This window comes from Roseovarius lutimaris, from assembly GCF_900115165.1.
Lineage (GTDB): Bacteria > Pseudomonadota > Alphaproteobacteria > Rhodobacterales > Rhodobacteraceae > Roseovarius > Roseovarius lutimaris.
Map to the genome: position 1 here is coordinate 41,600 of NZ_FOVP01000021.1, position 25,458 is coordinate 67,057.

The window sequence follows — 25,458 nt, forward strand, 5'->3', positions numbered from 1 at the left end:
CAGCACCCCTGCTCTTGCGCAGGGCATGGTGCTTGTAATGAACGGCGACGGCTCACTTAGTGAGTCTACTGCGCAAGACAATTTTGCACGAAATTACAATGATGGTGTCGGCCAAGGTTCAGCTGCGGAAGGGCTGCAACTTTTCGGTCAAGGCACCGCTGTTGACAGTGAGACAGCAGATGGCGACTTCCGCGTTGCCTCTGTTGCACCAAGGGCCGCTGTGCCGCGCCCTGAAATTCTTCAAGCAATCGACGCAACAGCTATGCGCTACGCAAGCCACCCTGCCCTGCGTCGTGCAGGGCTTTCGGTGACTGAATGGCGTTTATTGTTCCGAGCAAACATTGAAATCGAGAGTGCCTACAACGTCGGCGCTCGGAGTCAGGTCGGCGCAATAGGCCTTGGGCAACTCATGCCTGAGACAGCGCGTGACCTGAACGTCGATCCCCACAATTGGCAACAGAATCTCGACGGGTCGGCCCGGTATCTTCTCATGATGCTGGTCCAATTCGGGGATGCGCGATTGGCATTGGCTGCATACAACGCTGGCCCCGATGCCGTGACGCGCAACAACGGTATCCCGCCTTATCGGGAAACCCAAAATCACGTCAGCAGGGTGCTGGCTGTGTTTAACCGGCTAGAAGGAGAAAACTCATGAGGCCAAATACGACCAACGTGGTGACACTGATCGGTGTATTCCTGATGCTGGCACAACCGGCATTAGCGCAATCCATCGACCTCTCACCTGTCCAAAGTGTTCTGCAAGGCATCGTAGATGCGATTACCGGCCCGCTCGGTATCGTGATCGGCACACTGGCTCTGATCGGTGTGTTCCTGTCGTGGCTCTTTGGCATCCTCGATTTCCGTCAAGCCCTTTGGGTGATCATCGGGATCGCAGGCATCGCAGCCGCACCAACAATCGTCGCTGCAATCTGGACCACATAAGGAACACTTGAAATGGCTGCACAAGTGCCACTTTTCAAAGGGCTGCTCAGACAGCCGAAACTACTCGGCTTGCCCGTTATGTATGCGATGGTGTGGTTGTTCGGCGGCGTTCTGGTGTTTCTGTGGACACAACATTGGGTGGTCGCGGTTCTTGCCGTGGCCGCCTACCCCGCTCTGCGCAAAGCCGCAGATTGGGACCCAAATTTCTTGGACGTGGTTGTGACGACCTTGCAGGAAACGCCACCCACGACCAACCGCAAAATCCACGATGGAGATAGCTATGCGCCTTGAAGATGGCTTTGACGCTGCATCGCTGTTGCCCCATTGGGTTGCGAAGGAAAAGCACCTCGCACAGATGCTTCCCTATGTCAGTCTGGTAGACGATCAAACGGTTCGCACACGCGGCAATGAACTGTTTCAGTGCATCCGTCTCGATGGCATCAACAGCTACACCAAAGACGACGACGAACTGGACAAGGTGCGTGATTTGTTCGCGCAAATCGTTTCCGATAGCGGCCATCAGTTTGCCTACTATGTTCACAAAGTTTCCAAGCCCATTGATCCCACAATGAAGCCTATCGAGGGCGATAGCTTTGCGGCGGCGGTCGATGAACAGTGGCGTGACTTTCTAGAAAATGCCGGAATGCGGGATAAGACCCTCACGCTGACAATCATGCACCGGCCCACAACAGCGAAAAAGGTGCCGTTCTCGCCAAAGAAATCCATCGAGGTTTTGCGCGAAGAAACTGCGAAACGTATGCGCGCGCTGCGCGAGGCTGTTGGCTTTATCAGCACCACATTCGTAGATATGCAACCGCGTCTGCTGAACGCGGAAAGCGGCGAACTGTTGGGCTTCCTTGGCAGTCTCAACACCGGCGAAGAAACCCCGCTCTACCCCGGCACAAAATACGGTGTGGTTGCGGATGCTGTCGCCAATACTCGGGTCACATTCAAGGGCGATAGCTTTGAACTGACTGGCGGTTCGGTCGGTAAGAAAATCGGCACAACATTAGCGATCAAGGATTATTCCGAGAGAACGCCTTGCACGATGTTCGACGAACTCAATCTGCCTATCGACATGGTGATCACGCATTCTTTCACGCCAGTAAACAGCAATACGATGGATGATCGTATCAAGCGTCAGATGCGCTTGATGCAAACCACCGATGATGGCGCCGTGACGCAATATGAACAACTCGCCGCCGCGCGTGATGAACTTCTCAGTGGCCGTCTCAGCTTTGGCGATCACCATATGTCGGTGACGCTCTTTGCCAATTCTGTTCCTGAACTGGATGACTTCACGGCGGAGATACGCAGTAGTGCGCTAACGCAGGGTATGAAAATCATCAAAGAAGGCTTCGCGTTGCGGACCCACTACTTTGCCCAGCACCCCGGCAACTCGGTCAAGCGCAGCCGCAAGGCAATCGTGACGAGTAAGAATTTCGCGTCCTTTGCCGCGTTTCACCGCACCCCGTTGGGGAAAACCGGCGATAACGTGCCTTGGGGCGTCCCGATCACAATGCTCCCCACGCCCGAACGCTCCGGCTTTTGGTTCAACTATCACGAAAAGGGCTCACCTGACGCGGAACCTACGGGCGGTCACACGCTGATCTTTGGTCGGCAGGGTGCCGGTAAGTCGGTCTTGTCGGCTTTCCTTGCCACGCTTGCTCGGCGGGCCGGTGCGCGGGTCTTCGTCTTTGACTACCGCCTCGGTATGGAAATGGCCGTCCGCGCAAACGGCGGCACATATTCTTCGATCAAAGCGGGCGAACCAACAGGTTTGAACCCGCTGTGGACCGAGACAGATGTTGAAGGTCAGGCGTGGATGAACGAATGGCTTATGTCTTTGTTTAGCCGCGATGATAAGTCATACACGCCCCTGCAACGCACCAAAATCCAAGAGGTGATCCGCCAGAACGCCGAAGCCGCCGATCCGTCCTTGCGGAATTGGGATGATCTGGCGTCTCTGTTCGCGGCAACCGATGATGATGGCGACCTGCAACAGCGGGCGCGTGAATGGGCTGCTGACGGACGTTACGGTTGGATTTTCGGCCAGAACCTTGAAGACAGCTTTTCGCTGGATGGCGATTTTGTTGGCTTCGATCTAACAGGCATTTTGGACGATTCCAGTGAACGCGAACGCATGGCTGTGCTTTCGTATCTGTTCCGCCGTGTGGAACGGACCATGAAAGACCTCAAGCCAACCTTGATCATCGTGGATGAAACATGGAAGTCGCTCGACAACCATTACTTTCGCGAAAAACTGGAAAGCTGGCTCTTTTCCGTGCGGAAACAGAATGCGGTCGTTGTGATGATGACCCAATTCCCTAGCCAACTCAAAAAGACCGGCGTTGCAGAGACCATTTTGCAAGCGGTGCCGACGCAAATCTTGCTTCCCAATTCTAAAGCGAAGGCGGCTGACTATGACCTCCTGAGCCTCGAAGACAAGGAACTTGATGTGATGCTCACAACTCCAAGCGCGTCGCGCCTGGGGCTTGTGAGAGACGATCAAGGGTCAGTTGTTGTCAATGCTGATCTGAGCGCCCTTGGGCCGCTGCTAACAATCCTCGGCGGGATGAAAAAAGGAGAACAGTTGGTGGGTGCCGATTACCGCCAACGTCCAGACTTTTGGAGAGTCAAATGACAAGAACTGTATTATTGCTTCTCGGCCTCGCATCGCTGTCAGCGTGTGGTGAGTATCAAGGCTTAACGGCAAATTGCTTCGACAACACTTCTGATGTGGTCACACGTTCGGCCAATTCAATGAGCTTTTTGCCGCAATCCGGTGGGCGCTTGTCTACTTCGACTGCACCCGTTGACGATTGCAACTTCACCCCTCTGGGTGGACCGGGGGGCCAGTGATGCGCCCTACCCTATCAACAACGGCTCTTTGCCTAATCTGGGCAACATCATCGTTCGCTCAAGGTGTGCCAACGGTTGATGGGGGCCTGATCATTCGCAACGAAGCCGCCAACCTGCGGCGTGAGGTTGATCTTGCGACACAGGCCGAACGTCTTTCGACCGCCGAGGCCATCGCGGAAATTGAAGCCGAACAGCTTGAAGTGCTGCAGAACATCCTCGACGCACAATCCAGTTTTGGTGGGCAGAATATTCCTGCAATGGTTCAAGGTCTCGAAGACGGCGCATTACCAGAACAATCTGCTGACGCCCTTTACTCACCGACCGACACCAACCCTGCTGGGAATCAAATGTTTGGGGACGCAAACCTGAACATCGAACAGCTTATCATCCGTGTGGCACAGGAAACGCACGGATTGAACGGCGTCAATCAGGCAGGTCTTTCGGTCGTACAATGGCGTTGTCTTTTGCAAGCTCTGATCTGGCAGGAAAGCCGGTTTACCATCGGCGCGCGGTCGCCAGTGGGCGCGTTCGGCCTAACCCAGATTATGCCACCTACGGCGGGTGATCTGGGTATCTACCCCGCTTACTATGACAGCCCGTATTTGCAGGTTGAAGGCGGCGCACGGTATCTCGCGCAGATGCTTCGTATGTTTGATGGCAACATCATCCACGCGCTTGCTGCCTATAACGCTGGACCGGGCAACGTCCAAAACTACGGTGGTGTTCCGCCTTTCCAAGAAACCCAGCATTATGTGCAGGTGATCCCCCAGAAATATAACGAATATCTGACCCGCGTTGGTGGGATTGATGCTTTGGGAACCATCGACCCTGCGTTGTTGGCGAACTCCAACCTGTCCATTTCGGGCAGTGGTGCGAGTTTCTACGCTAATAGCTCGATGCAGAACGTAGAAGCTGCGGCCCTTCGCATTCGCAACATCGTGCAGCGGATCGGCCAGACCGAGGACATTCAAGAGTCGATGGCTCTGAATACCTATGCGCGGGCCGAACTGGTCAGGTTGGTGTCCGTGCTGACCCGTCTCAAAGCTGCCCGCACACGTCCTCTGAGTGATGCTGAAATGGCTATGGCTGCGGCTCAACTCAGAGAGCAACAATTTATGGACTTCACATTGGAGGAACTCGACTAATGGAAAAATTCACCCAACCCCGTGCGTTTCTGCGTCAAACAATCATTGCAAGCATGATCGGCACAGCCGCATTCGTTGCCGCGCCCAGCCTTATGGGGGGCGGCGCGGCCTATGCGCAGGGCGTCCCAACGGTTGATACGCAGAACATCGCACAAGAAATTCAACAGCTTCGCCAGATGATTGAAGACGAAGTTCTGCAAAACGAACAGTTGCGCCAAGCTGTGGCACAGTTGGAGACGTTGCGCGAGCAATACGCCCAACTACAGGAAACCTATGCCGCGCTGACAGGCCTGATGGATCTTCCTGAAATCATCACGACGCAGTTCGAAGACGAACTGAACGGCCTGCTCGATCAAGAATTTGGTGACATTATGGGCACCATCGACGCGATCCAGAACGGCGACTGGTCCCAGCTTGCCGGAAGTGGATCCGGTGAAATTCAGACGCAAATGACGCGCGTGTTGGCCGATGCCGGTTTCGATGAAGACACATTGTCAGAAATGGCAAACAGCGGCGTTGCCGGTGCTGAACGTGCGGCCCAACAGGCGACGACTGGCGCGGTCATGTCCGCGGCGGCGCAGAATAGCTATGAGGACGCCGGACAATCGCTTGAGCGCGTGGATCGGCTCGTCGGCATGATTGGTGACATGGAAGAACTCAAGGACAGCGTAGACCTCAACACACGGGTCACGGCTGAACTTGCAATCGCTCTGGTTGCCCAATGGCAGTTGGAAGCCGTGCAAACCGTCGGCGCTGGTTCGACTGGCGTACTGGATGCCGCGACCCTGGCCGAAGAACAGCAATTCATGGACTTCACGCTGCCAACTTTGAGCGCAGATTAAGGAAAAAAGACATTGGCTACTGAACAGGAACACATCGAAGAAGAACTGATTTACGGCGCTCGGCGTCGTGAACAGTTGTGGCAAAAGCTCGGTCTGGGCGGCATGGCGTTTGGAATTATTGGGTGCTTGTCAGCGGCGGCGGTTGCTGTTCTCGATGTAGACCCTGAGCCAGTTGTCGTCCCCTTCAACCCTGAAACCGGCATGGCTTTGCCTAATGCTCAGGTGCTGACTCAGCGCATAACGGAAAATCAGGCGATTATCGAAAGTGTCGCCTTCCGTTATGTGACTGACCGCGAAACATACAACCAGCTCGACAATGACGTGCGGGTTCGGAGCATCCTTGAAAGGTCAGACGGCGCGGCGCTCGCTTCTATGCGGGCGCTTTGGGACAGCGCCAACCCGAACTATCCGCCCGAACTTTACGGAGACAATGCGCGTCTCGAAGTTGAGGTTTTGAGCATCAACCGCATTGGCGTCAACCGTGCGCAGGTCCGGCTTCGCAAACGCCTGACTTCAAATCAAGGCGTCCAAGCCGGTTTGTTCACCGCCACAATGCTCTTCGAATTTAGACCCGAAGAACGTCGATCCATTGATGACGTTTGGAGCAACCCATTCGGGTTCACGGTCACAGAATATTCTATCCGCTCAGACAGATTGGAGAACTAGGATGAATGTATTGAAGCCAACCATTCTGTCGCTGGCGCTGGCTCTTGTAGCCGGTCCGGCACTTGCGGAATACACACCACGATCCGGCCCGAACGATAGCCGGGTTCGGCTGGCCACCTATCAGGAAGGCCAAGTTTACCGTCTCAGTGTAAGCCTGACGCACGTTACCACTGTAGAATTTGGCGAAGGTGAGACAATCCGGTCGATCATCGCTGGTGATACGGAAGGTTTCCAGCTTGACGGTGTTCCTGGTGGACGGGCGTTCGCAGTGAAACCCAATGCGCGTGGTGTCCATACGAACATCACGGTCTACACCAACCGTCGCAGCTATTACTTCAACGTCACAGAAGCATCGTCACCGACATACTATGTCGTTCAATTCCGTTACCCCGAAGATAACGTGCAACGTGTCAACGCGGTCGCGCAGCAAGCCCCGAACTACAACTACGCTGCAAGCAGTCAGACAGCTTTCACCCCAACATCGGTATGGGACGATGGCACGTTTACCTACTTCCGTTTCGCACGAAACGCACCAATCCCCGCGATTTTCCGGTCTACCAACGGACGTGAACGGACGGTCAATTCTCAGCAAATCGAAGATGGCGTCCTGCGCGTGTCAGGTGTCAGCGGTCAATGGGTTCTTCGCCTCGGCGATGAAGTTGTCTGCATCCAAGTCACCAATGGAGGGACATAATTATGAGTGAAGCAGATGACCTCAAAGCGCGGCTTGCTGCATTAGAAAATTCGGGCGGCGGCACTGGCGGTAGAAAAAAACCGTCACCCATAGTCGCAATTGCTGGCATCGGCGGCATCGCAGCCCTTGGCGGGCTTGCTTATGTTGCCTTGCAGCCCGAAACCGAAGCGCCAATGCCCGTCGCACAGCCCGAGGAATTTCAGTCCCAGGGCGACGGCTTTGGTGAGATTGCGCCGTTCGTCCCCCCTGCCCCACCAGAGCCAGAGGTTCAAATTGTGGAAACACAGGCCGAACCGAACGCGGAACTTCTCGCGCAACTCGCAGCTTTGCAGGCCCAAATCGAGGCCATACAAAATGCGCCCGAACCCGCTGTTGAAGAAGACACGGCGGCGGCTGACGCTATCAACGCTTTGACAGAGCAAATCTCAGCTTTGCAAGCATCGTCTGAGGCAGCACAACAGCAATTCCAAGATGAACTGGAAGCCCGCGACCGTGATCTTGAACGGCTGCGCATGGACCTCGAATTGGCGCAGCTTCAATCGCCTACACCCGCTCCGCTTGGCCCGTCTCAAGACGAACTCTTGGAAGCTGAACGCCAACGTCTCGCCCGCGAAGAAGAAGCGCGGCGCATGGCGGAACTCGAACAACGTCGTGCAGCAGAACTGGCATTTCAAGAGGCTCGCATTCTTTCCCCGACTATCGCTTTCGGTGGTGGTTCGGGGGCTGGTGATACCGAATTGAGCGAACGGACATTGGGCGCTGTTCAGGATTTCGTTGCCAATGGTGCGCTGCCTACGCAGGTTACGCAGGCAGAAGTGATTGCAAACCCCGCAAACACGGTCGTTCAAGGCACAATGATCCAAGCCGTCACCGAAACGGCGCTAGATAGCACCCTGCCCGGCCCGATCCGTGCCATTATCTCTGAGGACGTGCATTCCTTTGACGGGTCGCGTGTGCTGATCCCGCGTGGATCACGTCTCATTGGCCGGTATCAGTCCGGTGTGGAAATAGCGCAGCAACGTGTAACTGTGGCTTGGGACCGGATTATCCTTCCTAATAACCAAACGGTTGTCATCAGCTCTTTCGGTGGGGATGAACTCGGCCGTTCCGGTGTGACCGGCGTTGTCGATACCCGCTTCGATGAACGCTTCGGGTCGGCGGCGTTGATTTCCTTGATCACGGCCCTGCCCGGTGCAGCCGCAGCGCAGGTCGAAAATGATACTTCCGCAGAAGTCCTAGAAGATGTTGGGGATGATCTGGCGGATAGCACAGACTCTGTTCTCAGCGACTACCTTGCGATTGGTCCTGTGATCTATGTCGATCAAGGGTCGCGCATCACGGTCATGGTCGACCGTGACGTGGAGATTTTCTAAGTGGCAGGCAACTATTTCCAAGTCACGCTGGACAAGCTGCCAGAAGCAAAAAGGGCTGATGCAATCGAAATTTGCATCAACCCCGATGGCTCGATCTGGGGCGAGTTTCAGGGCGATCACTTTATGAGCCGTCTCGATACCGTCTGGGACACTCGGCAAATCGGTGATCTGGCAACGCAGATTGCGGCAGCGGCGGAAACCAAGATCAGCCGTGATAAGCCTATTGTGTCGTGCAGCGTCGATTACCATGGGCGGGCTGTCCGTGCGCAAGTGATCCAAGATCCTGTCGTGCGCGGCGGGTATTCCATCGCCTTGCGGTTCTTATCAACCATGTCGCTCGATGACATTAAGCTGAAATTCCTCTTTGGTGAGGAGATCAGTCTGGAAAATAACCGCAAGGTACGGAATCTTGAACTTCGCAAGATTGTTCTCGCCGGTGACATTGATGCTGCGATTAAATTCTGTGTCGATAAGCGGCTGAACGTCATTGTCTCGGGTGGCACATCGACTGGTAAAACCGTCGCTTGCCGCAAGATCATCAATTACATTGACGAGGCCGAACGGCTGATCACGATTGAAGAAGCGGCGGAACTGGTCCCAACGCAGCCAAACACGGTCACGCTTATCTCGAACAGAGACGTGCCGGTTCAAATGGCTGACGTTCTTTTGACCTCCACCCTTCGAATGCGGCCTGACCGGATCATTCTTGGCGAGGTGCGTGGGAAAGAGGCTTTGACCTTCCTTGAAGCGATCAACACGGGGCATGGTGGCTCGATGACAACGCTCCACGCTGAAACGCCCCAGTTGGCGGTTCAACGCCTTGCTATCGCAGCACTGAAAACAGATGTGCCGATGACTTACCAAGATATGATAAGATACATCGAAAGCTCGATTGATGTTATTATTCAAGCCGGTCGCCATGAAGGGGATCGGGGTATCACTCAATTCTATCTACCGGGCGAAACAGATCAAGAAGGAGACGCAAAATGATCTATTTTGAACATGAAGTTTTGACCTTCGGGACAAGCAACGCAAAAGAAATGAAGAAGATGGCCGATACGCTCACTGAATGGGGCGCTGCCGGTTATGAAGTCGTCAGCGTTGTATCTACGTCTATGAACGGCAGTCATGTAACGGCTTTTCTCAAGCGTGAAGTCTTAGTTGACAACAAAGACGAGGGAAAAGCCGCATGATTAGACCAACTTTGATCATCGCAACACTTGTTAGCGCCGTCGCCAGTGGAGCGGCGGCGCAATTCATTCCCACTTTGGGTTCGGACACGCCCCGTGTTTGTCCAGATCAACCTGCGCAGCCCGAGTGGATTGAAAACATTGAACCCCGCGAGGCACATACTGGTCATTTGGTTCAGATGATGTACCGCGCTCAAGGCTTACAGGCGGTAGCTGAAGCGGGTTCATGTTCATGCGAAACGAGGTTTCCGTCATGGGACAAAGCGCAAGAATACTACTTCGAACATTATTCCGCACTCGAACGCTTTGAAGTGCAGCAACGAACGTCTGAATACAGACGTGCAGCAAACGATGCTCGAAAAATCGCTCAACCGATTTGTGAACTCGAAAACAACTGGTGAGGTGAGCTAAATGAGTGTCGTCACATATTTTGTAGAAACGTCCGAAGGGTATCTCAACTCTGCTGCTGAAACACAATTTGGGTCGGTTGCAGCCACGGTCGGAACCTTGATTGTGCTGGCCGCAACGCTGCTGGTAGCTTTCGTCTTTATCAATATGGTCTATCAGGTTAGGTCGATGGATGGTCGGACGGCCTTTTGGTTGGCCGTTAAGATAACCCTAGTCGGGTTATTTGCGACCAACTGGATACAATTCAACGCCTTCTCGTCTGGGATTCTGAACGGCATTGATAGCATTGCAGGTTCCCTAATCGCCTCGGTAGGAGGGGGTGCGCCTGGTCCTTCGGGGACCTTTGCAGAGGAATTTGATGTTCTGATCGCTGAACTCGGTTCTTATCTCAATGCCGCAGGTTCGGAACTTAACTGGATGGCTGGCGCGATGTTAGACATTCTTGGCGTTCTCATGTTGTCGATCCTCGGTGGTTTAGCGGCATTCATTCTCGTTGCGTCACGTCTAATGATTGCTCTGCTGATTGGCATGGCACCTATAATGATCTTCCTCACACTGTTTGAAGTGACCAAGGATTACTTTGCTCGTTGGCTATCCGCACTCGTTTCTTTTGCGATGTACCCGATTGTTGTAGCCGGTGTTTTCGCAACGATCACGGGCGTCGCTGGTGCATTGATCACTGAACTTGGCGATCCCGCTGGTGCATCGAACATTGGCGCATTGATTCCGTTCTTTATGATGATTTTGATGGCTAAAGGCTTCATCATAGCCACGCCTTTCATCGTTCGGGCAATTTCAGGCAACATTGTCATGCCTGCGTTGACCAGCGGCATGGGCGGTGCATATCAATTCGGTGCTGCTGCAATGGGCGCAAGACAAGCATATGCACGACAAGGCGTCGGCACTGCCTCTGGAGCCGAAGTTGTAGCTCTACGTGCGCGTGAGAAGTTGGGCTTCACCGACCCAACCAAACGCACCCAAGCCCCGGCGAACAACTCACGGCCCGCGCCACAGCCAACCGGCACTGGCGCACAACAGCACCGGTTGAAAGAACGCGCTGACCGGCTGGCCGGAAAAAAATAGAAGATACATCAAACAGCAAAAGGGCCGCTCAATGAGCGGCCCTTTTGCTTTGTGCTTACCTCGATCATTCAGCGGCAGTGACCTTCACGCCCCCCTGCCCTTCGTTCTCGAACTCGGCTTCAATCGCCGCAAGAGCCTTGTCTGTGTCTTCGATAGCGGCAATGTCAGAGGCCGTTGGGGCCTCAAGGTTCAAACTCTGTTGCACGGCCAAATCAAGCTGGCTCTGTCGATCATCAAAGTCTCTGGTTGCTTGGACCACCGCCTTGGCACGTTTCCGGCCGGAAGTCGGCAACGTGCCTTTGGACGGGATATGAGACGCCGCACCAACGGAAACCGCCTTCGGTGCTTCCCGCTCGGCCTTCTCTGACACGTCTGCACCAGCTCCGCCCTCTGGCATAGGGTCTTGGCCTTTAACGGGCCTTTCCATCGGTGACGCCGGTTGGCTTTCTGGCCTAGGCTCTTGGCCCTTCACCGGCTTGTCCATTGGGGTTGCGGGTCGATCAGTCTCTTTGACCGCCGGTGAAGCCTCCGGGGCTGGTCCAGTAGCCTTCGCCTGCTCCGAAAGGGAAACCTTGTCCAAAGACGTTTCGGGGAACGGCAACTCACCCTTCTGCGCCGAATGGATGCCTTTGAAGAACGGATCATCGTAATACTTGATGCGTTTGGCTCTGATAGGCATTTGTGCGTCCACCACAATGATAATATCATCCAAAGGCAAGCGACGTGCTTCGTCTTCGGGCAGCAATGACACTTCCTCTGTCCGCTCCGACATGCTGCGCCCTTCGAACGGGTTTTTCCCGATGGACCGCGACCGCGTGACAACCCGCTTCGTGGTTTTACCCACTGCCTTGCTCAATTCCTCAACGGTTTTTTCATCCGATGGCGTCAGATAGAGTTTAACGCCCGCGTTACCTTGCAAGGCACGGCGGGTGTTCTCACCATAAATTTCGTCCAACGCTGGAATGGTCTGCGTGACGATAGCCAAGTGACCCTTATAGGAACGTAAAGTCTCTATGCTGTCAGTCACAATCGGCATTTTTCCAAGGCGGTTGAACTCGTCCAGCATGATCATGACCGGCCACGGCTCGTCCGGGCCAGGTTCTTTGTCCTGCATGGATGAAATCAGGTCAGAAAAGAACAGCCGGATAAGCGCAGCCATTGGTTTGACCATATTTGGTGACACCACCAAAAAAACAGAAAAAGGCTTCTTACGGATGGTCCGAAAATCAAAATCCGAAACCTGCGTGGCCTTGTCGATCGCCGGGTTGCTCCACTGGTCCAAACCAGACGTCATAAGCAACGACACGTAGGACGTAAGTGTGTCATTGTTGGTTGAAGCCATGCGTTCAAAGATCAGCTTACCGGCGCGGTTCTGAATCTCGTCACGGCGCATCATGAACTCTTTTTGCTTGTTACCACCGCTGGCCGTGATCCGGTAAATCTCCCCAAGCGTGGGTCGCTCTCGCTCGAATGCCAAAAGGCCGGCTGCAACAAACAAGTCGATCCCGCCCTTCAAGAGACCTTGAACGCGGTCACTGTCCGCTTGCAGAAAAAGTGACGCCAACAACTGCAATTCCATCTGCTGGCGGTCGGGATCTTCTAACTCAGCAATCCGCAGCAAAGGGTTGTAGCGATGGCTGCGCCGGTCATGCCAGTCGGTTGGCGCAAAGCGATAAACCTTGTCACCCTCCGCCGCTCGATGCCGCGCAGTTGCTTCAAAGTTCTCGCCCTTCACGTCCAGGACCACAGCTGACCCTTTGAAGGTAAGTAGATTCGGAATGACAAAGCCTGTGGTTTTACCTCGGCCTGTTGGTGCCACGATCAACGCATGTGGAAAAACCTTCGAGCTGATCAGCTTGCCGTTGCCTTTCGGTTTTCCCAGCTTCCCGATGATAAAACCTGTTCCTGGTTTGCTGAAAAACCCGTTCTTCCGCATGTGCTGCGCCCTCTGCCATTGAGTGCGGCCAAACTTCGTCAGGGCATTCCCTGACAAGACCGCACTCAGCAAAAGGCCGGTCACGCCGAAACCACCAACGATCAGGTTAACCAGTCGAAAGTCGTCCGGTCGAAACCGCTGCAATCCAGTGTAATTTTCCGCAAGCCAGATGAAGTCCAATTCAGCATTCATGCCGTAATCGCGAAACGTCAGAAAAGCGGTGGCGACGACATAGCCAATCGCCACGAACACGGCTGTAAGAAGGAAGATACCCGCTGCGATTTTGCCCTTATCCATGTGTCTGCCCCTTTTCTGTGTCTACGCGAACCGTCTTCAATCGCTGTGCATCAAATTCCTCTTCGGCAATTTCTGAGACGACTTCGCGTGTCGCCTCACTGTTGGCGGTCTCGGCGTCTGATTGCAGATAGGCTTTGGCTGCGTACAAACGGTCAAGACGTTCATCAATCACGTTCTCCAAGGCGTCCGCATCACCGTTGCGCAATGCTTCAAGCTGTTCATCATCCAACTCGCGTTCGATCTGGTCACGGAACGTCTGGCTGTCGACGTCACCATCAAACGGACCTTCGATCTTTTCAGTCCGCTCATGCTCGATCACGCGGCGCATTTCAGCGGTTTCAGCTTGATCTGTTCGGTATGGCCGAATGGCATTGTCAAACTCACGCACCCTTGCATCAGAAAACTCTCGGGCCTGAACCGCGTCCCGTTCATAATCTGGATCGTTAAGACGGTCTGTTTCGGGCTGATTGTCACGGGCCAATCCATCGCGCATCTGCTCACCATAGCGATCCGCAGTATCCCGCAGGTAAGCGTCGATCCGCCTTTGATCAGCGGTCGTAACATCGGCATCATTGCGGCTCTCAGCCAATGTCGTGAATGCGGCACCCATTGCGGCACCATTAACGACCCCACCCGCTTGGCTACGTTCAACCGAGAGGGCTTCGAAGCGGGAATACTCGTCGGCTCGCCCGTCAAACTGTTCACGCACCCCACGGTCAATATCAGCAACAATTTCTCTGTCCGACATATCTGCACGCAAGGCGTTGTTCTGATCTGCCTGAACGTATGTCGCGGGCTTCTCCATATCATCGCCAAGTTTATCCCATGCACGGGACGCAAGCTGCGCGTGGGCTGGTGACTTCGCTGCAAAAGCGTCGAACTCGGCCTGACGGTCCTGCTGCAAGGCTTGGTCGTTATCGCCGTCACTGAACTCCTGTGTGTGAACAAGGTTCTCCTCAAGCCGTTCAAACTCGCGTCGATCTTCGCGGGTCATTTGAATAAGCTCTGGATTATCAGCGATCCGTTCTTCAGCCCGCTCCATCATTTGGACGGTGTAGCCACCAATGACCGACGCAGGCATTCCAGCACGCTCCATCGCCTTCATGTTTTGATTGAATGCGTCCGTCACGGCCTCCTGACGGTCAGCCTCGGCGATGCCTGTCGCCTCGGCCCTATCAATACCGCTTTCTGTTGCTAACCGCTCTGACGCTGCTTCACGATAGGTCTCCGTCGCTGCGTTTTCGCGCATGGCATCAAACTCGGCGTCACCATCATCCAATACAACACCGTCGTCTTTGATCACCTCGGCGCGTTGAAGTGCCTCACCCAGACGTACATGCGCCTGATCCAGCTTTTCAGCGGCAACCTCCAAGTCAGCCTTACGCTCAAGGTTTAAGCCTTCGGTATCTGCGATTTTGGTGAGGTCATCCGCAATCCAACGCTGCTCCAAAGATGCGTTGTTGGCCCCCTGCTCTACTCGCGCAATGACGGCCTCTGATGAAATGCCCGTTCCCCGCAACGCAGTCTCAATCTGCGCCCGTGTCTCAGGCTCGCGCATGGCACCAACGCCGTCTTTGTTGATGTTTGTTTCTGAATAAACGCCGGTGTCTGACGGTGCGGTTGTCAGCTTCGATGAAGCTGTGCCAACGGGGTTCAAGTGCGCAACCGGCTGCAATGCGCTGTCCAATTGTTTTTCCATCCGTGGCCGATCAGCCTCGGACGCACTTTGGATTTGGCTTTCAATCCGATTAAGACGATCTGTGAGGCTTGTTTTCAGATCATCGAAACTCTGCTGGTTCTCCATGTAAACGTCTCCATCTGTTTGTAATTGGCCCCCACGAGCAAGGACTTCACCTGCCCGGAAAAGGGCATTTGAAATGTCTTCCCTGTTGTCGCTGGTCGCCTCGGCGGACAACGAAAGGTAGACTTTGGATGTGGTAGCGATTTCAGCCAACGCGCGGTCGAGGTCACGTCCAACCCTCTCCCGCTGAACCGGCTCCCGGCCCTCTGCTTTAGCGTCGTAAATTTCTTTCGTGCGCGGCGCATAGGTTGCGTCCCCACGGTCAAGCCTGCGCGTAGCCTCTAGGCGAACCCCAACCTTTTCGGCATGTTCGACCATCGAAAGGCGAAAATCATCATAGTTGAAGTGATGATCCCGCCCCAGATAGAAATACTCGCCTTCCTGGGAACGCCGGTTCAAGACGATGTGGGCGTGGGGATGATCACGGTCCTCATGAACGGCGATGATGTAGTCAAAGTTGCGGTCGTCATTCTGAAAATGTTCTCGACACACAGCCGCGGTTACGTCCCGCACGTCTTCTCCGCTCGTCCCCTGCGGATAGGACATGAGCATGTGTGTGGTGTGGCCCATCTTTGGCCGGAAACGATCATCCCAACGGCTCGAAAATCTATCCGTAAGACCTTTGATTTCGTCGCTCGATAGCGTTTTCTTCCCGTCCAATACGCCACGACTATCTACGATATGCGATGACTTGGTAGTCAGGTATTCAAGCTGGTTCGAAAGCTCTGCCTTGGTGTGCGTTCCGCCAGACCTAATAGCCTTGAACACGGCAGCACGGTGGCCCTTGGCCGCGCGGATCATCTGAGGCTTTTTCGCATGAAGGCCTTGCATGGACCCCCGCACCCGGCTCCAGCCTTCGCGGAAAATCTCGCCCGTCACGGACTGGACGGCATCATTCCTCGCCATCGGCCAGCTCCTTCAGGGCGTCACTCACCAACATGCTGATCCCATCGGTCTTGCGACGGGTCAGAAGATCTACTTGATCCGCAAAATCCAGAACGAACCCCGCAAGGTTCCGCATCTGCGCCAGACTTGATGGACCAAACGAAGGCCGCAGACCTTTGTTGTTCGATTCATTCATCCGCTTTGCAATCTGGGTGACGTTGTTCCCGACACGGTTCAACGCCGCTCGAAAGGCTTTCAACTCGTCAGCCAAATGCTCGTCAGGTTGAAAAACTCCGTTCGCGGACTGGATCAATCGGCGCATTCCATCTGACCGGTTACTGATCCCGTGCCGTGAAAGCACCACTTCAAACGCCCGTAGTTCCTCTGGTGTGACGGTCGTTCCAATTTGGGCCGTGCGGATGCCGGTATCGCGGCGGCGCTCTTTTTCGCGCTTCACGGTGTATTGGATCGTTCGCGGTGTAACCGAGTATCGCTTCCCAAGCACTCGAGCAGAAACGCCTTTTCGCGTTTCACGGACGATTTCCAATCGCTCCAATTCAGTCAAGCGTCGGCGACCAGCCATGCGAACATACAACCCCTATTTCCTGCCATCTTCTATACAATCACTTAGGCGTTGACGCAATTATAAAATTGCATCGCAAATTATAACATTGTCAAAGCCGTTAAAAGTGATTGTATTCCGTTTCAGACGGCCCAACGGGTCGTCGTGTTGAGCCAGAGGCGAGACCGCCCACAACCGAAGGTGACAGGCCAAGCCAAAAATGCGCCGCCTGACGGCCCAACAGCACTTTTGGCTCCCACCCTACCAAAAAACACGGCATGGGCCTCTGACGGGCCGGATATGCCCCCTCACACGGCATTTCATTGGATAGCGAGACCCTCTTTCGGTGTGAAGCAGACAGATTCACTGCCTGAAGCGGCAAGCAATCAACAGGACACAAGAAACACGACACAGCATCGACGCCATTAAGAGAGCAGGTAACAAGCGACACGAAACACGAAACACGACACACGACACACGACACACGACACCTTAAACACGTCACAAGCTACACTCGACAAGATACCCGCAACAGAGGACAAGCAGCAAGACACCGAACAAGGAACAAGTGACACCTGACAAGATACACCGACCACGAAACAACGAACACGCAACATGTGACACGAAACACGCAACAAAACACCGAACAGGACGCACGCGACAAGAAACAGTAGACCCTCTACCAGCAACACGATACCAAAGACACGAAACACGCCACACGATACAAAGGACAAGATACATGCCCAATGATGAAATGAAGGTCATCTCGATCATCACACGAAAGGGCGGCGCGGGAAAAACAACACTCGCACGGGCATTGATCAGCGCGGCCATGGCGAAAGGCAAACGCTGTCTTGTGTTTGACGCCGACCCGCAGCAGGCCCTAGCTCGGTGGGCAAACAAACTGCAAATTGAAGACCCACTATTCCGCATTGAGCCGTTGACGATGGTGAACGAACTTTCTGAAAAAATTGAACATGCGTACGAAAACGACACTGCCGATTACGTCTTCATTGATACCATCGGCGCAGCTGGCGCGTGGGCAGACGATCTTGCGGTTGAAAGCGACGTTCTTGTCATACCAATGATGCTGAGTGACGACGATCTTGAAATCACAACAGATACGTTCAACTGGTATGTGGGGCTACGTGATCGCGCCGAAGACGCCGACGCCTTACCATCATTCCACGTTGTAATGTCAAATGTGCCGGCCAAGCAAAGCAAAGCAGAACTATCAATTGAAGAAAAAGCTATCGCACAATTTCCGGTGATGGATGATTATTTCATGCAGCGGAAACAGCACAAAGACGCATCGGCAGAGGGCTTCCTCCACCATATTGCAGAGAACCGGCGGAACGGACCAAGCCACTTACGGGTTCAGGCAAAACACTTTGCAGAAGCGCTCGAGGAAGCAACTTCAATCCTTGATGCTTTGACGGGGGGTTAACGTATGCCACGCAAGAAAAAGACCGCACTCAAGGGGCGCGATCCGGCTTATACATCAGACTTTTCGCAACCCTTGCCGACAAACAAGCTCGTTGTCGAAGAAACTCCGAAACCAGTGGTGTCAAACCCTGTCACTGAGCCTGCAAAGACTCTCGCAGCAAGTCCGTCACCCAAACCAACGGTGAAGCCAGAGATCAGTAGCGCCACGCAAGCTCCGACGAAACCAGCACCAGCAGCAAAACCGAAATCAGAACCCCCAACCCAAGGATCAGGCGACAAACGCGAAATCGCCCTGTCGGCTGCGGTCAAGCTGGACCAACAAAAGCAATTGGACGCGTTGGAAACAAAAGGAACTCCCGCGAAAATTGCTATCACCATGGCAGGGCGTCGGGCAGTCGAGCAATTTGAACCACAACCTGAGTATGTGGAAAAACAAGACGTCCAACGAATGCCAATGCGGCAAGGGTATAAAAGCACAAAACGCATCGATGCAAGTTTGCTCGATGCGCTCAGAAACAAACATGATCCACACCGTCTATCCTCCGATAGTGCGATGATGCGAGGTCAGTTTGAACCACTGTTCTGGTCCTGTCTTGATGCTGTTATCAAAGAACTGAACAGCAAAGATTGATAGAAGGCGCGATGCGCCCCAACATTTTTAAGAGGGGGAAGGAGTTTCGGCTTCCTTCCCCCTGAAACAAAATAGACAGGGCCGTGTCCTCGCTTCGCTGCGGGCCGCACCAACCCTGTCGATTTGGTTTCACCCCCATCCTCTCATGCTCCGCGCAAACTCGCGGATAGGCGATGGCCTACCCGACTTCGAATTGTGGGTCGGGCAGGAAAATCGCTGTTAACAGTGAATGCAGAGGAAAATCTATGGGACGCAAAAAACGACTTTATGCTAAACCAATAAAGCGAATTTTGGATCGGAAAACACGCACTGTCGTGGGCTGGCTTTATGAGTGGAACACTGGCGCTCAGGTTCCCATGTGGAAGGATGGCAAGAAAACCGACGTGATCTATGAGTGAGGTAGGGCAGGGCGGACTTTTCAAACTGGTGGCTGACTACGGCACCAGCGAAAGCTGGCTACAATCATCGAACGAACACACTTTGCGCATGTTTGGAAAGGACCATCACAAGGCCGCCAAAATCACGCCGGAACTCACATTGCAGGCTCCTGATGGGTCCGTGATCGCAACGATGGATCATTGGGCTTACGAGTGGAAAGAGGCCGACAAGGACGCGGCGTAGGCTTTCAAAACGCAAGCAAAAATGCTAGACTGTTTCCCAAAAGGAGGCAGTCGATGCGTATTGTCAAAACCCTTATTTCTATCACCTTTCTGGCATCCCTGCCGGTGTCGGCTCTTGCCTGGGATCACGAAATGGAACGCGGGGTAGACCTCTACCAAGCGGGCGATTCTGATGTGGGCGTTTCCTTGGTCTGTGACCCTAATTCGGTCTATGGAACAACGGTCAGTGCCGTGATGGTTGCATTCGGTGCCGATCCCGACATAAGCGCCGTCACAACATTCCGGTTTCCTGATCTAATCAGGATTGATGCTGCCATGATCCACGGTCGTATCTCAAAGGCTGAAAATCAGGATGGCGTTTGGGAACCGCTCTTGGCCGGTCTGCGGGCGCATAGCGCCGTGGAAATTTCCTTGAACGGAGAAATGCGCACCGTCGCGCTCGGAGACCCGTTGCCTTTCACCTGTCTTTGATCTGGCCCACGGGGCCAGGGCGCGAAGCGCAAGGCGGGGCAGGGGGCGGGCGCAGCTCGTCCCCTGCCGCGTCACCAACACCATCTCATGAAATAGCCCCCACCTATTAGGTAGGGGCAGTATCGGCCAAGTGGGCCAACAGGGAGGGGTTTAAGGGCCGCTTTTGCGGCTCCCAGTGTTAAAGCGGCTGTTCAACCTTGACCCACGCCCGTTGCATGAATTTGCTGATACGCACCTGCGCACCTGTTTTCTGACAAAGAAAATACGTTGTTGCGCGGCGGTATCCGGCAAAACGCTCTTTCTTTACTGTGAAGGTGTCGCGCTCGATGCCGTCACTGAACGTCAAAGGCTCAGCAAGCTGGATGGTATCACCATGGGTAATCTTGCGGCCTGCTAGGGCTGCGGTTGATTTGCAACGCTCACGCCATGAAAGGGCGTATTCCTTGGTTGTGGGCGATAGCATGTCGAGCAATTTTTGCGGGGCCTGTGCCTCACATGGCCCCATGCTTTCCTCCATATCTTTGTAACACCATTCGCCATTGTTGCGGCTGGTAAGGATCACGGCGGCAAAGACATAGCGGCCTAACGCGTCGGTCTCGTAACCATAGGAATCTGGGCTATCTGGCTTGGGTGTCACTTCTACGGCCAGATACCAAACTGACCCCTTGCGGGTGGTGAAGACGGGCCGCATGGCCCGGTCTTCATTCTCGAACGTCACCAATTTTTCAATCTCGGCGCGTTCGTCGCGGGGCGGGGTGTAGTGGCAGGTCCAGCCCATTATGCTGCCTCCCCTTGTTGTGTTGCTTCAGTCGCGGCCACGATATAATCCACGGCTTTCTGTGCTTCTGACGCGGCTTTGAAAATCAGGTTTTTGTCGTCCTTCAAGGCTTTCAACCAAGATTCGACGTATGCCGCGCTCTGGTCAAAATCTGGCTCGATGCCAAGTTTCACGGCAAGAATGCAAGCGCCGATTTCTGCGACAAGTTCCTCGAATGCGTAGGCGCTGCGGTCGTTGAATTTCTTGATCCGGTCCAGCCGCTTTTCGCCACCGCTCCAATGCGTTATTTCATGGCCCAAAACCCCGTAATACTTGGCCGCGCTGAAAAACGTAGCGATTGGCGGCATGTGAACGTGATCCTCGGACGGGCGATAGTAGGCGCGTGGCTCGTCGGTTGTGATGATCTTCGCACCTGTGTTGGCAAAAAATGCCTCTAGGTCTGCATCTGGCTCGGTGCCAAGATCGCGGGCAGGATCCGGCAGAACGTAGTATTCGGCGGGCAAACCTTCGATTTCATCCGCGTTGAATACGTTGTTGCACTTGGCAAAGGGAACGCGGGTTTTGCCTTCTCCGTCTGGTGCGTCGTTGCCCTCGGCGTCCTTCTCAAACGTGCCATAGAAAACGGAACGTGCAGCCTTCGCGCCCTTCTTGACCATGCCGCCCAACTCCTGCGCCTGACGAAAAGTCATCCACCGTTCGGACGAATAAGCGCGCTCGGATGCGGTCGCCCACAACATCAAAATGTTAATCCCGCGATATGCCTCGCCGTTGTGACGCAATGGCAAAGCGGCTGATCCTGCGCCACCTGTCCACGGCTTGCGCCAAGGTGGTGTGCCTGCTTCGATCTGCGCGACGATTGCATCTGTGACGTGCTGGTGAATATCTACTTTTGGCATAACCTATCATCCTTTGTGGTGTCTTTTGGGACTGTGCGCCCAATGGTTCGGGTTTTTTGGACAGCGCGAATGCGCCTGCTCCTGAAAACCTGAATGCGATGAAAGGAAGGATTAGGAGGCTCCAAGCCTAATCGACGGGGGGTGGTGCGGCCCGCAGCGCAGCGAGGACACGGCCCCCGTCTATTCGACTTGGAGACGGCGGTATCCCTACCGCAGACGCCCCGCAGTGGCGTTCGGCTTGTCCGAACTCCAAGGGGCCAATAACAAATCAGGGCCAAAGGCCCGTAGGGCAGGGGGTTATCCAGTGCGGGTGAAGGCGGCTCGATCGCCTGAGCCCCAAACCACAGCATTCCCGCAAACGAAGACACCACATATCGAAGTGTCGGGATTGTGGGTAACGCGCTGCCCGCCCAAGGCGAAGCGAACGACCGTCACCCGCAGGGCTGATCGGCGCGGCCCAGGGCGAGCATGAGACAAAGGAAGTGGGGCGGCTCAGAGAGACGGCCCGGCGACTATTGGATCAGCTCGTATCGGGGCGCGGTGTTCTGGTGGAAGCCGCTTGCGGCTGGAACTAGGGCGCGGTGGCCCGCCCAAGGGGCGGGACATGGGCCACTAAACGTCCTGCTATGTCTACTTAGGTTTCGGTATCCAGCGAAAGTGTCATGGAATCTGTCTCGATCATGGGGAAGGACACTTTGGTGAAACCGCAGCCTGTTAGAAATGACACGATCCCGGTCACGGTCTTGAACTCACGAACGCAGATTTCACCAGAAAGCCGAGAACGGGCTGTGACAAGCATCTGTTTAGACCCGTCAGGATGATGGACCTCCATCGTCCAAAGACCGTGCCAAGTTGACGCTTTTCGCGTTGGCGTTTGGGTGCAGCGGATTAGCAATTTTGAGCCTGTTTCGAGGCAGTGGCGCAAAGCGACTTCCGTGATCACGTTTGGTATGGGGGCAAGTGCTTCCGACAAAGAACAATCCAGTAAATCAGACAATGATATGTTATTGTACCGAGCTCCGTCGAAACGACAAGCTGCAAAGGGGGCTGTCTGCCCCCGCGCCCTGCAGGGCGCTCCCCCGAGGATTTTTAGGGGAAGATGAATGAGAAGAATACAGGACTAAACCAAAAGTCTAAGCGCGATGATTGCGACCTTGAGGACGGCGCAAATTCTGCAACTTGCCTTCACTGCAACAACCCCTTTCGCGTCAGTAATGGGGTGGTGACGCCCGATGCCGCAATCTGTGATGTGTGCAACGGGCGCTGATCCAATATCAGTTTTGCTTTGTGACCTTGAAAATCACGGTGTTGATGTTGGTGCCAGCCTCGGCAAAACTCTCGGTGGGTAGGTCTGTGAACATGCCCCAGCTTCGCCCACCATTGGCCTTCTCGGCCCATCGGCGGAATTGAATGTGGGCTTTGCTTTGACCGACTTCAGCGGATGCCGGAACGATGGCGATAAGCTGGCCCCCGAATTTCAGGAAGTCATAGGCATGGCGCAAGTGGTCCATCCAATGCGTCCGAAAGAAGGGTGGATTCTGGATCACGGCGTCATAGATCGGGTTCGCGGGCTGGTTCAAGAAATTGCCATGTATCACGCTGCATTGTGGGCCTTCATGCTCCCGCAACTGGCGCACCCTGTCCGCGTGTATCTCGATGGCCGTAACCTTGTGGCCCTTCTCCAGAAGCGGCCTGACAAGGTGGCCTGTGCCTGCGCTTGGCTCAAGGATATGTTGACCTTCCTGATAGCGAAGGTGATCCACAACCTTGGCCGCTGCCTTGGCGGGCGTGTGGTAGAATTGCAGGTCTTTGGACGGTAGGTTTGTGCGCTTGGTAAAGGCGGCGCTGTCTTCGTCCTTGGGGGCGGCGTCGGGGATCACTTCGCCGTAGTAGTCGGCCAAAACCTGATTGGCCTTTGTGACCAGATCATCGCGGGTGAACCAAAGGTGGGCATTGCCGTTCATGAAGCCCCGGATGCGAAAAAACCGGCTTTCGGTCAAAGACTGTTGCGGGCCATAGCCGCGCCGGTCGGCGTCGATCTCTTGGATCAAGCCGCGACCGGCTGGCGCTTGTTCGTCCAGCTTGGCAAAAACACGCTCCACGTCGATGATGGTTTCTTCGGCCCATGATCGGTTGAAGCTGCCGGAATACTCGGAAAAGGCACGATCAACGATCATGCGTGAACCGAGTTTGAAGGCGTCGTGTGATTTGAAGCGGCTATCAAGCCGCGCAAATGCGACGGCCAGCCCCCGTGCAAAGGTCAGATCGGCATTGCACATCCATGTTTCGAAAGTGGCGCGAACGTCCTGAACGGTCACGGGCGGGACTTCCTCGCGCAGGCCTTGGTCGAACTCGCGTGATCCGGTGGCGTCCATTAGGTCGCGGATGCCTGTTTCTTCCAACAGGTAAGACCACACGGATGCGTCAAGCTGGCGGCGGTAGGTTTCAACCGACTGCGCCGCGTCAAAGCCTTGCTGTGAAAGGTGTTCGTAGTGCTTGTTGTGGGTCCGGTCGATGCCCCAATACTTCCGGCCGCATTGGGCCTTACGGGCGAAGGCGTTGGCCTCGTCGGTGAGGGTATAAGCTGCTTCAAGGGTGGCGGCGGCTTCGGTGATCTTGGCAAGTGCTGCATCGCGGGCAGCAACAATATCTTCGATTTGCGAAGTGACGGCGGGCAGGCTCGATGCCTGTTCGCTGTCGTCGGCCATGATTTCGGGGGCTTGCATGTTCATGCGCTCATTCCTTCGAATAGATCGGCTTGGGGGTCGGTTTTTGGTGCCACGGGCTGCAAGGGGTCGATGCCCTTTGCCTCAACCGTGAATTTCCACTCACGCTGCCGTTTCTCGCCCCAATCGGTTGTGTAGTTTTCGCTGATCCTAACGCCGTAGATATTCGGCAAGTCTGCATCGGCTGTGACGCAATATCGCTTGGGTGATCCTTTGTATCCAAGCCATGCGTTATGGTGATCCTGTCCGCGCAGGTGTTCGATGCAATCAAGGATATTGCGTTTGTCACGGGCGGTTAGATGGCCCCCCGTGATCTTGAAAATGCTCGGCTTCATCGCATGGACTCCTTGTCCTCTGCGTCTTTCTCCGCGCGGTAGTATTGAAAGGCGTTCTTGTCGTGCCTGTCGAATGCAAGCGTGCTTTGATCTGCAAGGTGGCGCAGGTCACATAGGGCATATGTGAGCAGGTCAGGGACGCTATCCACGCCGTATAGTTCGGCAAGGGCGGATAAAATCCGGTCGCTCTGACGTTCCGCGACCTGTCGGGCTTCGGCGTTGCCGTATGTCAAAGCCTCTGGCGAAAGATGCTGAACTGTGACGCCGCAACATGCAACGCCTGTGGCGCTGTCGGCATCCAAAAGGCGCAGCAAGTCGTTATGGATGGCTTGGCCTTGACCTTGGCGACTGTCCTCTGCGGGACAGTCATAGACCATTTGAGCGGTGATTGTGATTTCCTCTCTCATTGGCCCGCCTCCGTCCAGTCGGACGCCCATGCATCGATTGTGGCGATGGTGTTGCCCTCTGGACCAATCAAGGTCATGACTGGTTTGATTTTTGCCGCTTCGTGGTGATCTTTGCCAAACGTGCGCAGCATGGTTTCATCAGAAGATGAGAACTCATGAACGGCTGTGTCATAGTCAGCGCGAAGGGTGAAAATGCCAATGCCATGCGTCCCGGCAAAGCGCATAGCGCCTTGTTCGGTGGGGTGTGTGTAGATATTGCCATCAGCACCGACATAGGCCCAGCGATCAAATTGGGCGGCTGTGTTTGTACCGTTCTTTACGTCGTTAATCGCCGCGCGTAGGTGCGCCGGATTTTCAAAAACCTTCATCATATCGTGTTCCTTTGTGGTGTGGTCCGTTCTGGTGTTTCCCAAAATCGGACAAGGGTTCTGGAAGGACCGCGAAGCGGTGCCTCTCCTGAAA

The 25,458-nt window shown here is 54.7% G+C and carries 26 protein-coding genes; 17 read left to right on the plus strand and 9 right to left on the minus strand.

Going from position 1 to position 25,458, the window contains the following annotated elements; translation table 11 throughout:
- Window positions 1-25: 25 nt before the first annotated feature.
- The 13 genes from BMZ91_RS17165 to BMZ91_RS17220 all read left to right on the plus strand — a co-directional run bounded on the left by BMZ91_RS17165 (window position 26) and on the right by BMZ91_RS17220 (window position 11,205).
- Window positions 26-655: a lytic transglycosylase domain-containing protein gene (locus BMZ91_RS17165; protein ID WP_092841483.1), complete on the plus strand. Its 630-nt coding sequence runs from the start codon at window positions 26-28 to the stop codon at window positions 653-655.
- Window positions 652-942, plus strand: coding sequence for a TrbC/VirB2 family protein (locus BMZ91_RS17170; RefSeq protein WP_092841485.1), 291 nt, complete (start codon window positions 652-654; stop codon window positions 940-942). Before BMZ91_RS17165 ends, BMZ91_RS17170 begins: the two co-directional genes overlap by 4 nt.
- Before the next feature lie 12 nt (window positions 943-954).
- On the plus strand, window positions 955-1,233 hold the full coding sequence (locus tag BMZ91_RS17175; protein WP_092841487.1) for a VirB3 family type IV secretion system protein: 279 nt from the start codon (window positions 955-957) through the stop codon (window positions 1,231-1,233).
- Window positions 1,223-3,586, plus strand: a complete 2,364-nt coding sequence (locus BMZ91_RS17180; protein ID WP_092841488.1) for a VirB4 family type IV secretion/conjugal transfer ATPase — start codon at window positions 1,223-1,225, stop codon at window positions 3,584-3,586. The genes BMZ91_RS17175 and BMZ91_RS17180 overlap by 11 nt, the downstream gene beginning before the upstream one ends.
- 217 nt (window positions 3,587-3,803) lie before the next feature.
- Window positions 3,804-4,949: a lytic transglycosylase domain-containing protein gene (locus tag BMZ91_RS17185; protein WP_092841541.1), complete on the plus strand. Its 1,146-nt coding sequence runs from the start codon at window positions 3,804-3,806 to the stop codon at window positions 4,947-4,949.
- 53 nt (window positions 4,950-5,002) lie between these two features.
- A complete protein-coding gene (locus BMZ91_RS17190; protein ID WP_092841543.1) occupies window positions 5,003-5,791 on the plus strand; it encodes a type IV secretion system protein in 789 nt (262 codons plus the stop codon).
- Window positions 5,792-5,803: 12 nt separating this feature from the next.
- On the plus strand, window positions 5,804-6,457 hold the full coding sequence (locus BMZ91_RS17195; RefSeq protein ID WP_092841490.1) for a VirB8 family type IV secretion system protein: 654 nt from the start codon (window positions 5,804-5,806) through the stop codon (window positions 6,455-6,457).
- Window position 6,458: 1 nt separating this feature from the next.
- The gene (locus BMZ91_RS17200) at window positions 6,459-7,151 is read left to right on the plus strand and encodes a TrbG/VirB9 family P-type conjugative transfer protein (protein WP_092841492.1); all 693 of its coding nucleotides are present in this window, start codon (window positions 6,459-6,461) and stop codon (window positions 7,149-7,151) included.
- A gap of 2 nt (window positions 7,152-7,153) precedes the next feature.
- The gene (locus BMZ91_RS17205) at window positions 7,154-8,524 is read left to right on the plus strand and encodes a TraB/TrbI/VirB10 family type IV secretion system protein (protein WP_092841494.1); all 1,371 of its coding nucleotides are present in this window, start codon (window positions 7,154-7,156) and stop codon (window positions 8,522-8,524) included.
- Window positions 8,525-9,514 carry an ATPase, T2SS/T4P/T4SS family gene (locus tag BMZ91_RS17210; RefSeq protein ID WP_092841496.1) on the plus strand — a complete coding sequence of 330 codons (990 nt, stop codon included), beginning with the start codon at window positions 8,525-8,527 and terminating at the stop codon, window positions 9,512-9,514.
- The gene (locus tag BMZ91_RS17215) at window positions 9,511-9,717 is read left to right on the plus strand and encodes a hypothetical protein (protein WP_092841499.1); all 207 of its coding nucleotides are present in this window, start codon (window positions 9,511-9,513) and stop codon (window positions 9,715-9,717) included. The genes BMZ91_RS17210 and BMZ91_RS17215 overlap by 4 nt, the downstream gene beginning before the upstream one ends.
- Complete coding sequence (locus BMZ91_RS21200; RefSeq protein ID WP_143076376.1) at window positions 9,714-10,115, plus strand: hypothetical protein; 402 nt, start codon at window positions 9,714-9,716, stop codon at window positions 10,113-10,115. Before BMZ91_RS17215 ends, BMZ91_RS21200 begins: the two co-directional genes overlap by 4 nt.
- A 10-nt stretch (window positions 10,116-10,125) precedes the next feature.
- Entirely contained in the window at window positions 10,126-11,205 is a 1,080-nt protein-coding gene (locus BMZ91_RS17220; RefSeq protein WP_092841502.1) for a TrbL/VirB6 family protein, read from the plus strand.
- Between the two features lie 64 nt (window positions 11,206-11,269).
- Here the strand turns inward: BMZ91_RS17220 and BMZ91_RS17225 are convergent, their stop codons facing one another.
- The 3 genes from BMZ91_RS17225 to BMZ91_RS21205 are packed head-to-tail and all read right to left on the minus strand — an operon-like array spanning window position 11,270 to window position 16,719.
- On the minus strand, window positions 11,270-13,438 hold the full coding sequence (locus tag BMZ91_RS17225) for a type IV secretory system conjugative DNA transfer family protein (RefSeq protein WP_092841505.1): 2,169 nt from the start codon (window positions 13,436-13,438) through the stop codon (window positions 11,270-11,272).
- Complete coding sequence (locus BMZ91_RS17230) at window positions 13,431-16,145, minus strand: relaxase/mobilization nuclease domain-containing protein (protein ID WP_092841507.1); 2,715 nt, start codon at window positions 16,143-16,145, stop codon at window positions 13,431-13,433. Before BMZ91_RS17230 ends, BMZ91_RS17225 begins: the two co-directional genes overlap by 8 nt.
- Window positions 16,132-16,719, minus strand: a complete 588-nt coding sequence (locus tag BMZ91_RS21205) for a transposase (RefSeq protein ID WP_143076377.1) — start codon at window positions 16,717-16,719, stop codon at window positions 16,132-16,134. Before BMZ91_RS21205 ends, BMZ91_RS17230 begins: the two co-directional genes overlap by 14 nt.
- Window positions 16,720-17,425: 706 nt before the next feature.
- Here BMZ91_RS21205 and BMZ91_RS17240 point away from each other — a divergent pair.
- The 4 genes from BMZ91_RS17240 (at window position 17,426) to BMZ91_RS17250 (ending at window position 19,854) form a co-directional block, all read left to right on the plus strand.
- Window positions 17,426-18,133 carry a ParA family protein gene (locus BMZ91_RS17240; RefSeq protein WP_092841512.1) on the plus strand — a complete coding sequence of 236 codons (708 nt, stop codon included), beginning with the start codon at window positions 17,426-17,428 and terminating at the stop codon, window positions 18,131-18,133.
- A gap of 3 nt (window positions 18,134-18,136) precedes the next feature.
- Entirely contained in the window at window positions 18,137-18,763 is a 627-nt protein-coding gene (locus BMZ91_RS21210; protein ID WP_143076378.1) for a hypothetical protein, read from the plus strand.
- Window positions 18,764-19,153: 390 nt separating this feature from the next.
- Complete coding sequence (locus BMZ91_RS17245; RefSeq protein ID WP_092841514.1) at window positions 19,154-19,384, plus strand: hypothetical protein; 231 nt, start codon at window positions 19,154-19,156, stop codon at window positions 19,382-19,384.
- Window positions 19,385-19,437: 53 nt separating this feature from the next.
- Window positions 19,438-19,854, plus strand: coding sequence for a hypothetical protein (locus tag BMZ91_RS17250; RefSeq protein WP_092841516.1), 417 nt, complete (start codon window positions 19,438-19,440; stop codon window positions 19,852-19,854).
- A gap of 178 nt (window positions 19,855-20,032) precedes the next feature.
- Here BMZ91_RS17250 and BMZ91_RS17255 read toward each other — a convergent pair whose 3' ends face one another.
- The 6 genes from BMZ91_RS17255 to BMZ91_RS17285 all read right to left on the minus strand — a co-directional run bounded on the left by BMZ91_RS17255 (window position 20,033) and on the right by BMZ91_RS17285 (window position 25,367).
- On the minus strand, window positions 20,033-20,632 hold the full coding sequence (locus BMZ91_RS17255; protein ID WP_092841518.1) for a DUF6927 domain-containing protein: 600 nt from the start codon (window positions 20,630-20,632) through the stop codon (window positions 20,033-20,035).
- A complete protein-coding gene (locus BMZ91_RS17260; protein WP_092841520.1) occupies window positions 20,632-21,528 on the minus strand; it encodes an ArdC family protein in 897 nt (298 codons plus the stop codon). Before BMZ91_RS17260 ends, BMZ91_RS17255 begins: the two co-directional genes overlap by 1 nt.
- A gap of 1,274 nt (window positions 21,529-22,802) precedes the next feature.
- Window positions 22,803-24,260, minus strand: a complete 1,458-nt coding sequence (locus tag BMZ91_RS17270; protein WP_092841523.1) for a DUF4942 domain-containing protein — start codon at window positions 24,258-24,260, stop codon at window positions 22,803-22,805.
- On the minus strand, window positions 24,257-24,589 hold the full coding sequence (locus tag BMZ91_RS17275) for a hypothetical protein (protein ID WP_092841525.1): 333 nt from the start codon (window positions 24,587-24,589) through the stop codon (window positions 24,257-24,259). The genes BMZ91_RS17270 and BMZ91_RS17275 overlap by 4 nt, the downstream gene beginning before the upstream one ends.
- Window positions 24,586-24,996, minus strand: a complete 411-nt coding sequence (locus tag BMZ91_RS17280; protein ID WP_092841527.1) for a hypothetical protein — start codon at window positions 24,994-24,996, stop codon at window positions 24,586-24,588. The genes BMZ91_RS17275 and BMZ91_RS17280 overlap by 4 nt, the downstream gene beginning before the upstream one ends.
- Window positions 24,993-25,367: a hypothetical protein gene (locus BMZ91_RS17285; RefSeq protein ID WP_143076380.1), complete on the minus strand. Its 375-nt coding sequence runs from the start codon at window positions 25,365-25,367 to the stop codon at window positions 24,993-24,995. The genes BMZ91_RS17280 and BMZ91_RS17285 overlap by 4 nt, the downstream gene beginning before the upstream one ends.
- Window positions 25,368-25,458 lie beyond the last annotated feature (91 nt).

Excerpts from the sequence above, each read along its gene's own strand:
- BMZ91_RS17165 (WP_092841483.1), top strand. The coding sequence starts at position 26 with ATGGTGCTTGTAATGAACGGCGACGGCTCACTTAGTGAGTCTACTGCG.
- BMZ91_RS17170 (WP_092841485.1), top strand. The coding sequence starts at position 652 with ATGAGGCCAAATACGACCAACGTGGTGACACTGATCGGTGTATTCCTG.
- BMZ91_RS17175 (WP_092841487.1), top strand. The coding sequence starts at position 955 with ATGGCTGCACAAGTGCCACTTTTCAAAGGGCTGCTCAGACAGCCGAAA.
- BMZ91_RS17180 (WP_092841488.1), top strand. The coding sequence starts at position 1,223 with ATGCGCCTTGAAGATGGCTTTGACGCTGCATCGCTGTTGCCCCATTGG.
- BMZ91_RS17185 (WP_092841541.1), top strand. The coding sequence starts at position 3,804 with ATGCGCCCTACCCTATCAACAACGGCTCTTTGCCTAATCTGGGCAACA.
- BMZ91_RS17190 (WP_092841543.1), top strand. The coding sequence starts at position 5,003 with ATGATCGGCACAGCCGCATTCGTTGCCGCGCCCAGCCTTATGGGGGGC.
- BMZ91_RS17200 (WP_092841492.1), top strand. The coding sequence starts at position 6,459 with ATGAATGTATTGAAGCCAACCATTCTGTCGCTGGCGCTGGCTCTTGTA.
- BMZ91_RS17205 (WP_092841494.1), top strand. The coding sequence starts at position 7,154 with ATGAGTGAAGCAGATGACCTCAAAGCGCGGCTTGCTGCATTAGAAAAT.
- BMZ91_RS17215 (WP_092841499.1), top strand. The coding sequence starts at position 9,511 with ATGATCTATTTTGAACATGAAGTTTTGACCTTCGGGACAAGCAACGCA.
- BMZ91_RS21200 (WP_143076376.1), top strand. The coding sequence starts at position 9,714 with ATGATTAGACCAACTTTGATCATCGCAACACTTGTTAGCGCCGTCGCC.
- BMZ91_RS17220 (WP_092841502.1), top strand. The coding sequence starts at position 10,126 with ATGAGTGTCGTCACATATTTTGTAGAAACGTCCGAAGGGTATCTCAAC.
- BMZ91_RS17225 (WP_092841505.1), bottom strand. The coding sequence starts at position 13,438 with ATGGATAAGGGCAAAATCGCAGCGGGTATCTTCCTTCTTACAGCCGTG.
- BMZ91_RS17230 (WP_092841507.1), bottom strand. The coding sequence starts at position 16,145 with ATGGCGAGGAATGATGCCGTCCAGTCCGTGACGGGCGAGATTTTCCGC.
- BMZ91_RS17240 (WP_092841512.1), top strand. The coding sequence starts at position 17,426 with ATGCCCAATGATGAAATGAAGGTCATCTCGATCATCACACGAAAGGGC.
- BMZ91_RS21210 (WP_143076378.1), top strand. The coding sequence starts at position 18,137 with ATGCCACGCAAGAAAAAGACCGCACTCAAGGGGCGCGATCCGGCTTAT.
- BMZ91_RS17245 (WP_092841514.1), top strand. The coding sequence starts at position 19,154 with ATGAGTGAGGTAGGGCAGGGCGGACTTTTCAAACTGGTGGCTGACTAC.
- BMZ91_RS17250 (WP_092841516.1), top strand. The coding sequence starts at position 19,438 with ATGCGTATTGTCAAAACCCTTATTTCTATCACCTTTCTGGCATCCCTG.
- BMZ91_RS17255 (WP_092841518.1), bottom strand. The coding sequence starts at position 20,632 with ATGGGCTGGACCTGCCACTACACCCCGCCCCGCGACGAACGCGCCGAG.
- BMZ91_RS17260 (WP_092841520.1), bottom strand. The coding sequence starts at position 21,528 with ATGCCAAAAGTAGATATTCACCAGCACGTCACAGATGCAATCGTCGCG.
- BMZ91_RS17270 (WP_092841523.1), bottom strand. The coding sequence starts at position 24,260 with ATGAACATGCAAGCCCCCGAAATCATGGCCGACGACAGCGAACAGGCA.
- BMZ91_RS17275 (WP_092841525.1), bottom strand. The coding sequence starts at position 24,589 with ATGAAGCCGAGCATTTTCAAGATCACGGGGGGCCATCTAACCGCCCGT.
- BMZ91_RS17280 (WP_092841527.1), bottom strand. The coding sequence starts at position 24,996 with ATGAGAGAGGAAATCACAATCACCGCTCAAATGGTCTATGACTGTCCC.
- BMZ91_RS17285 (WP_143076380.1), bottom strand. The coding sequence starts at position 25,367 with ATGATGAAGGTTTTTGAAAATCCGGCGCACCTACGCGCGGCGATTAAC.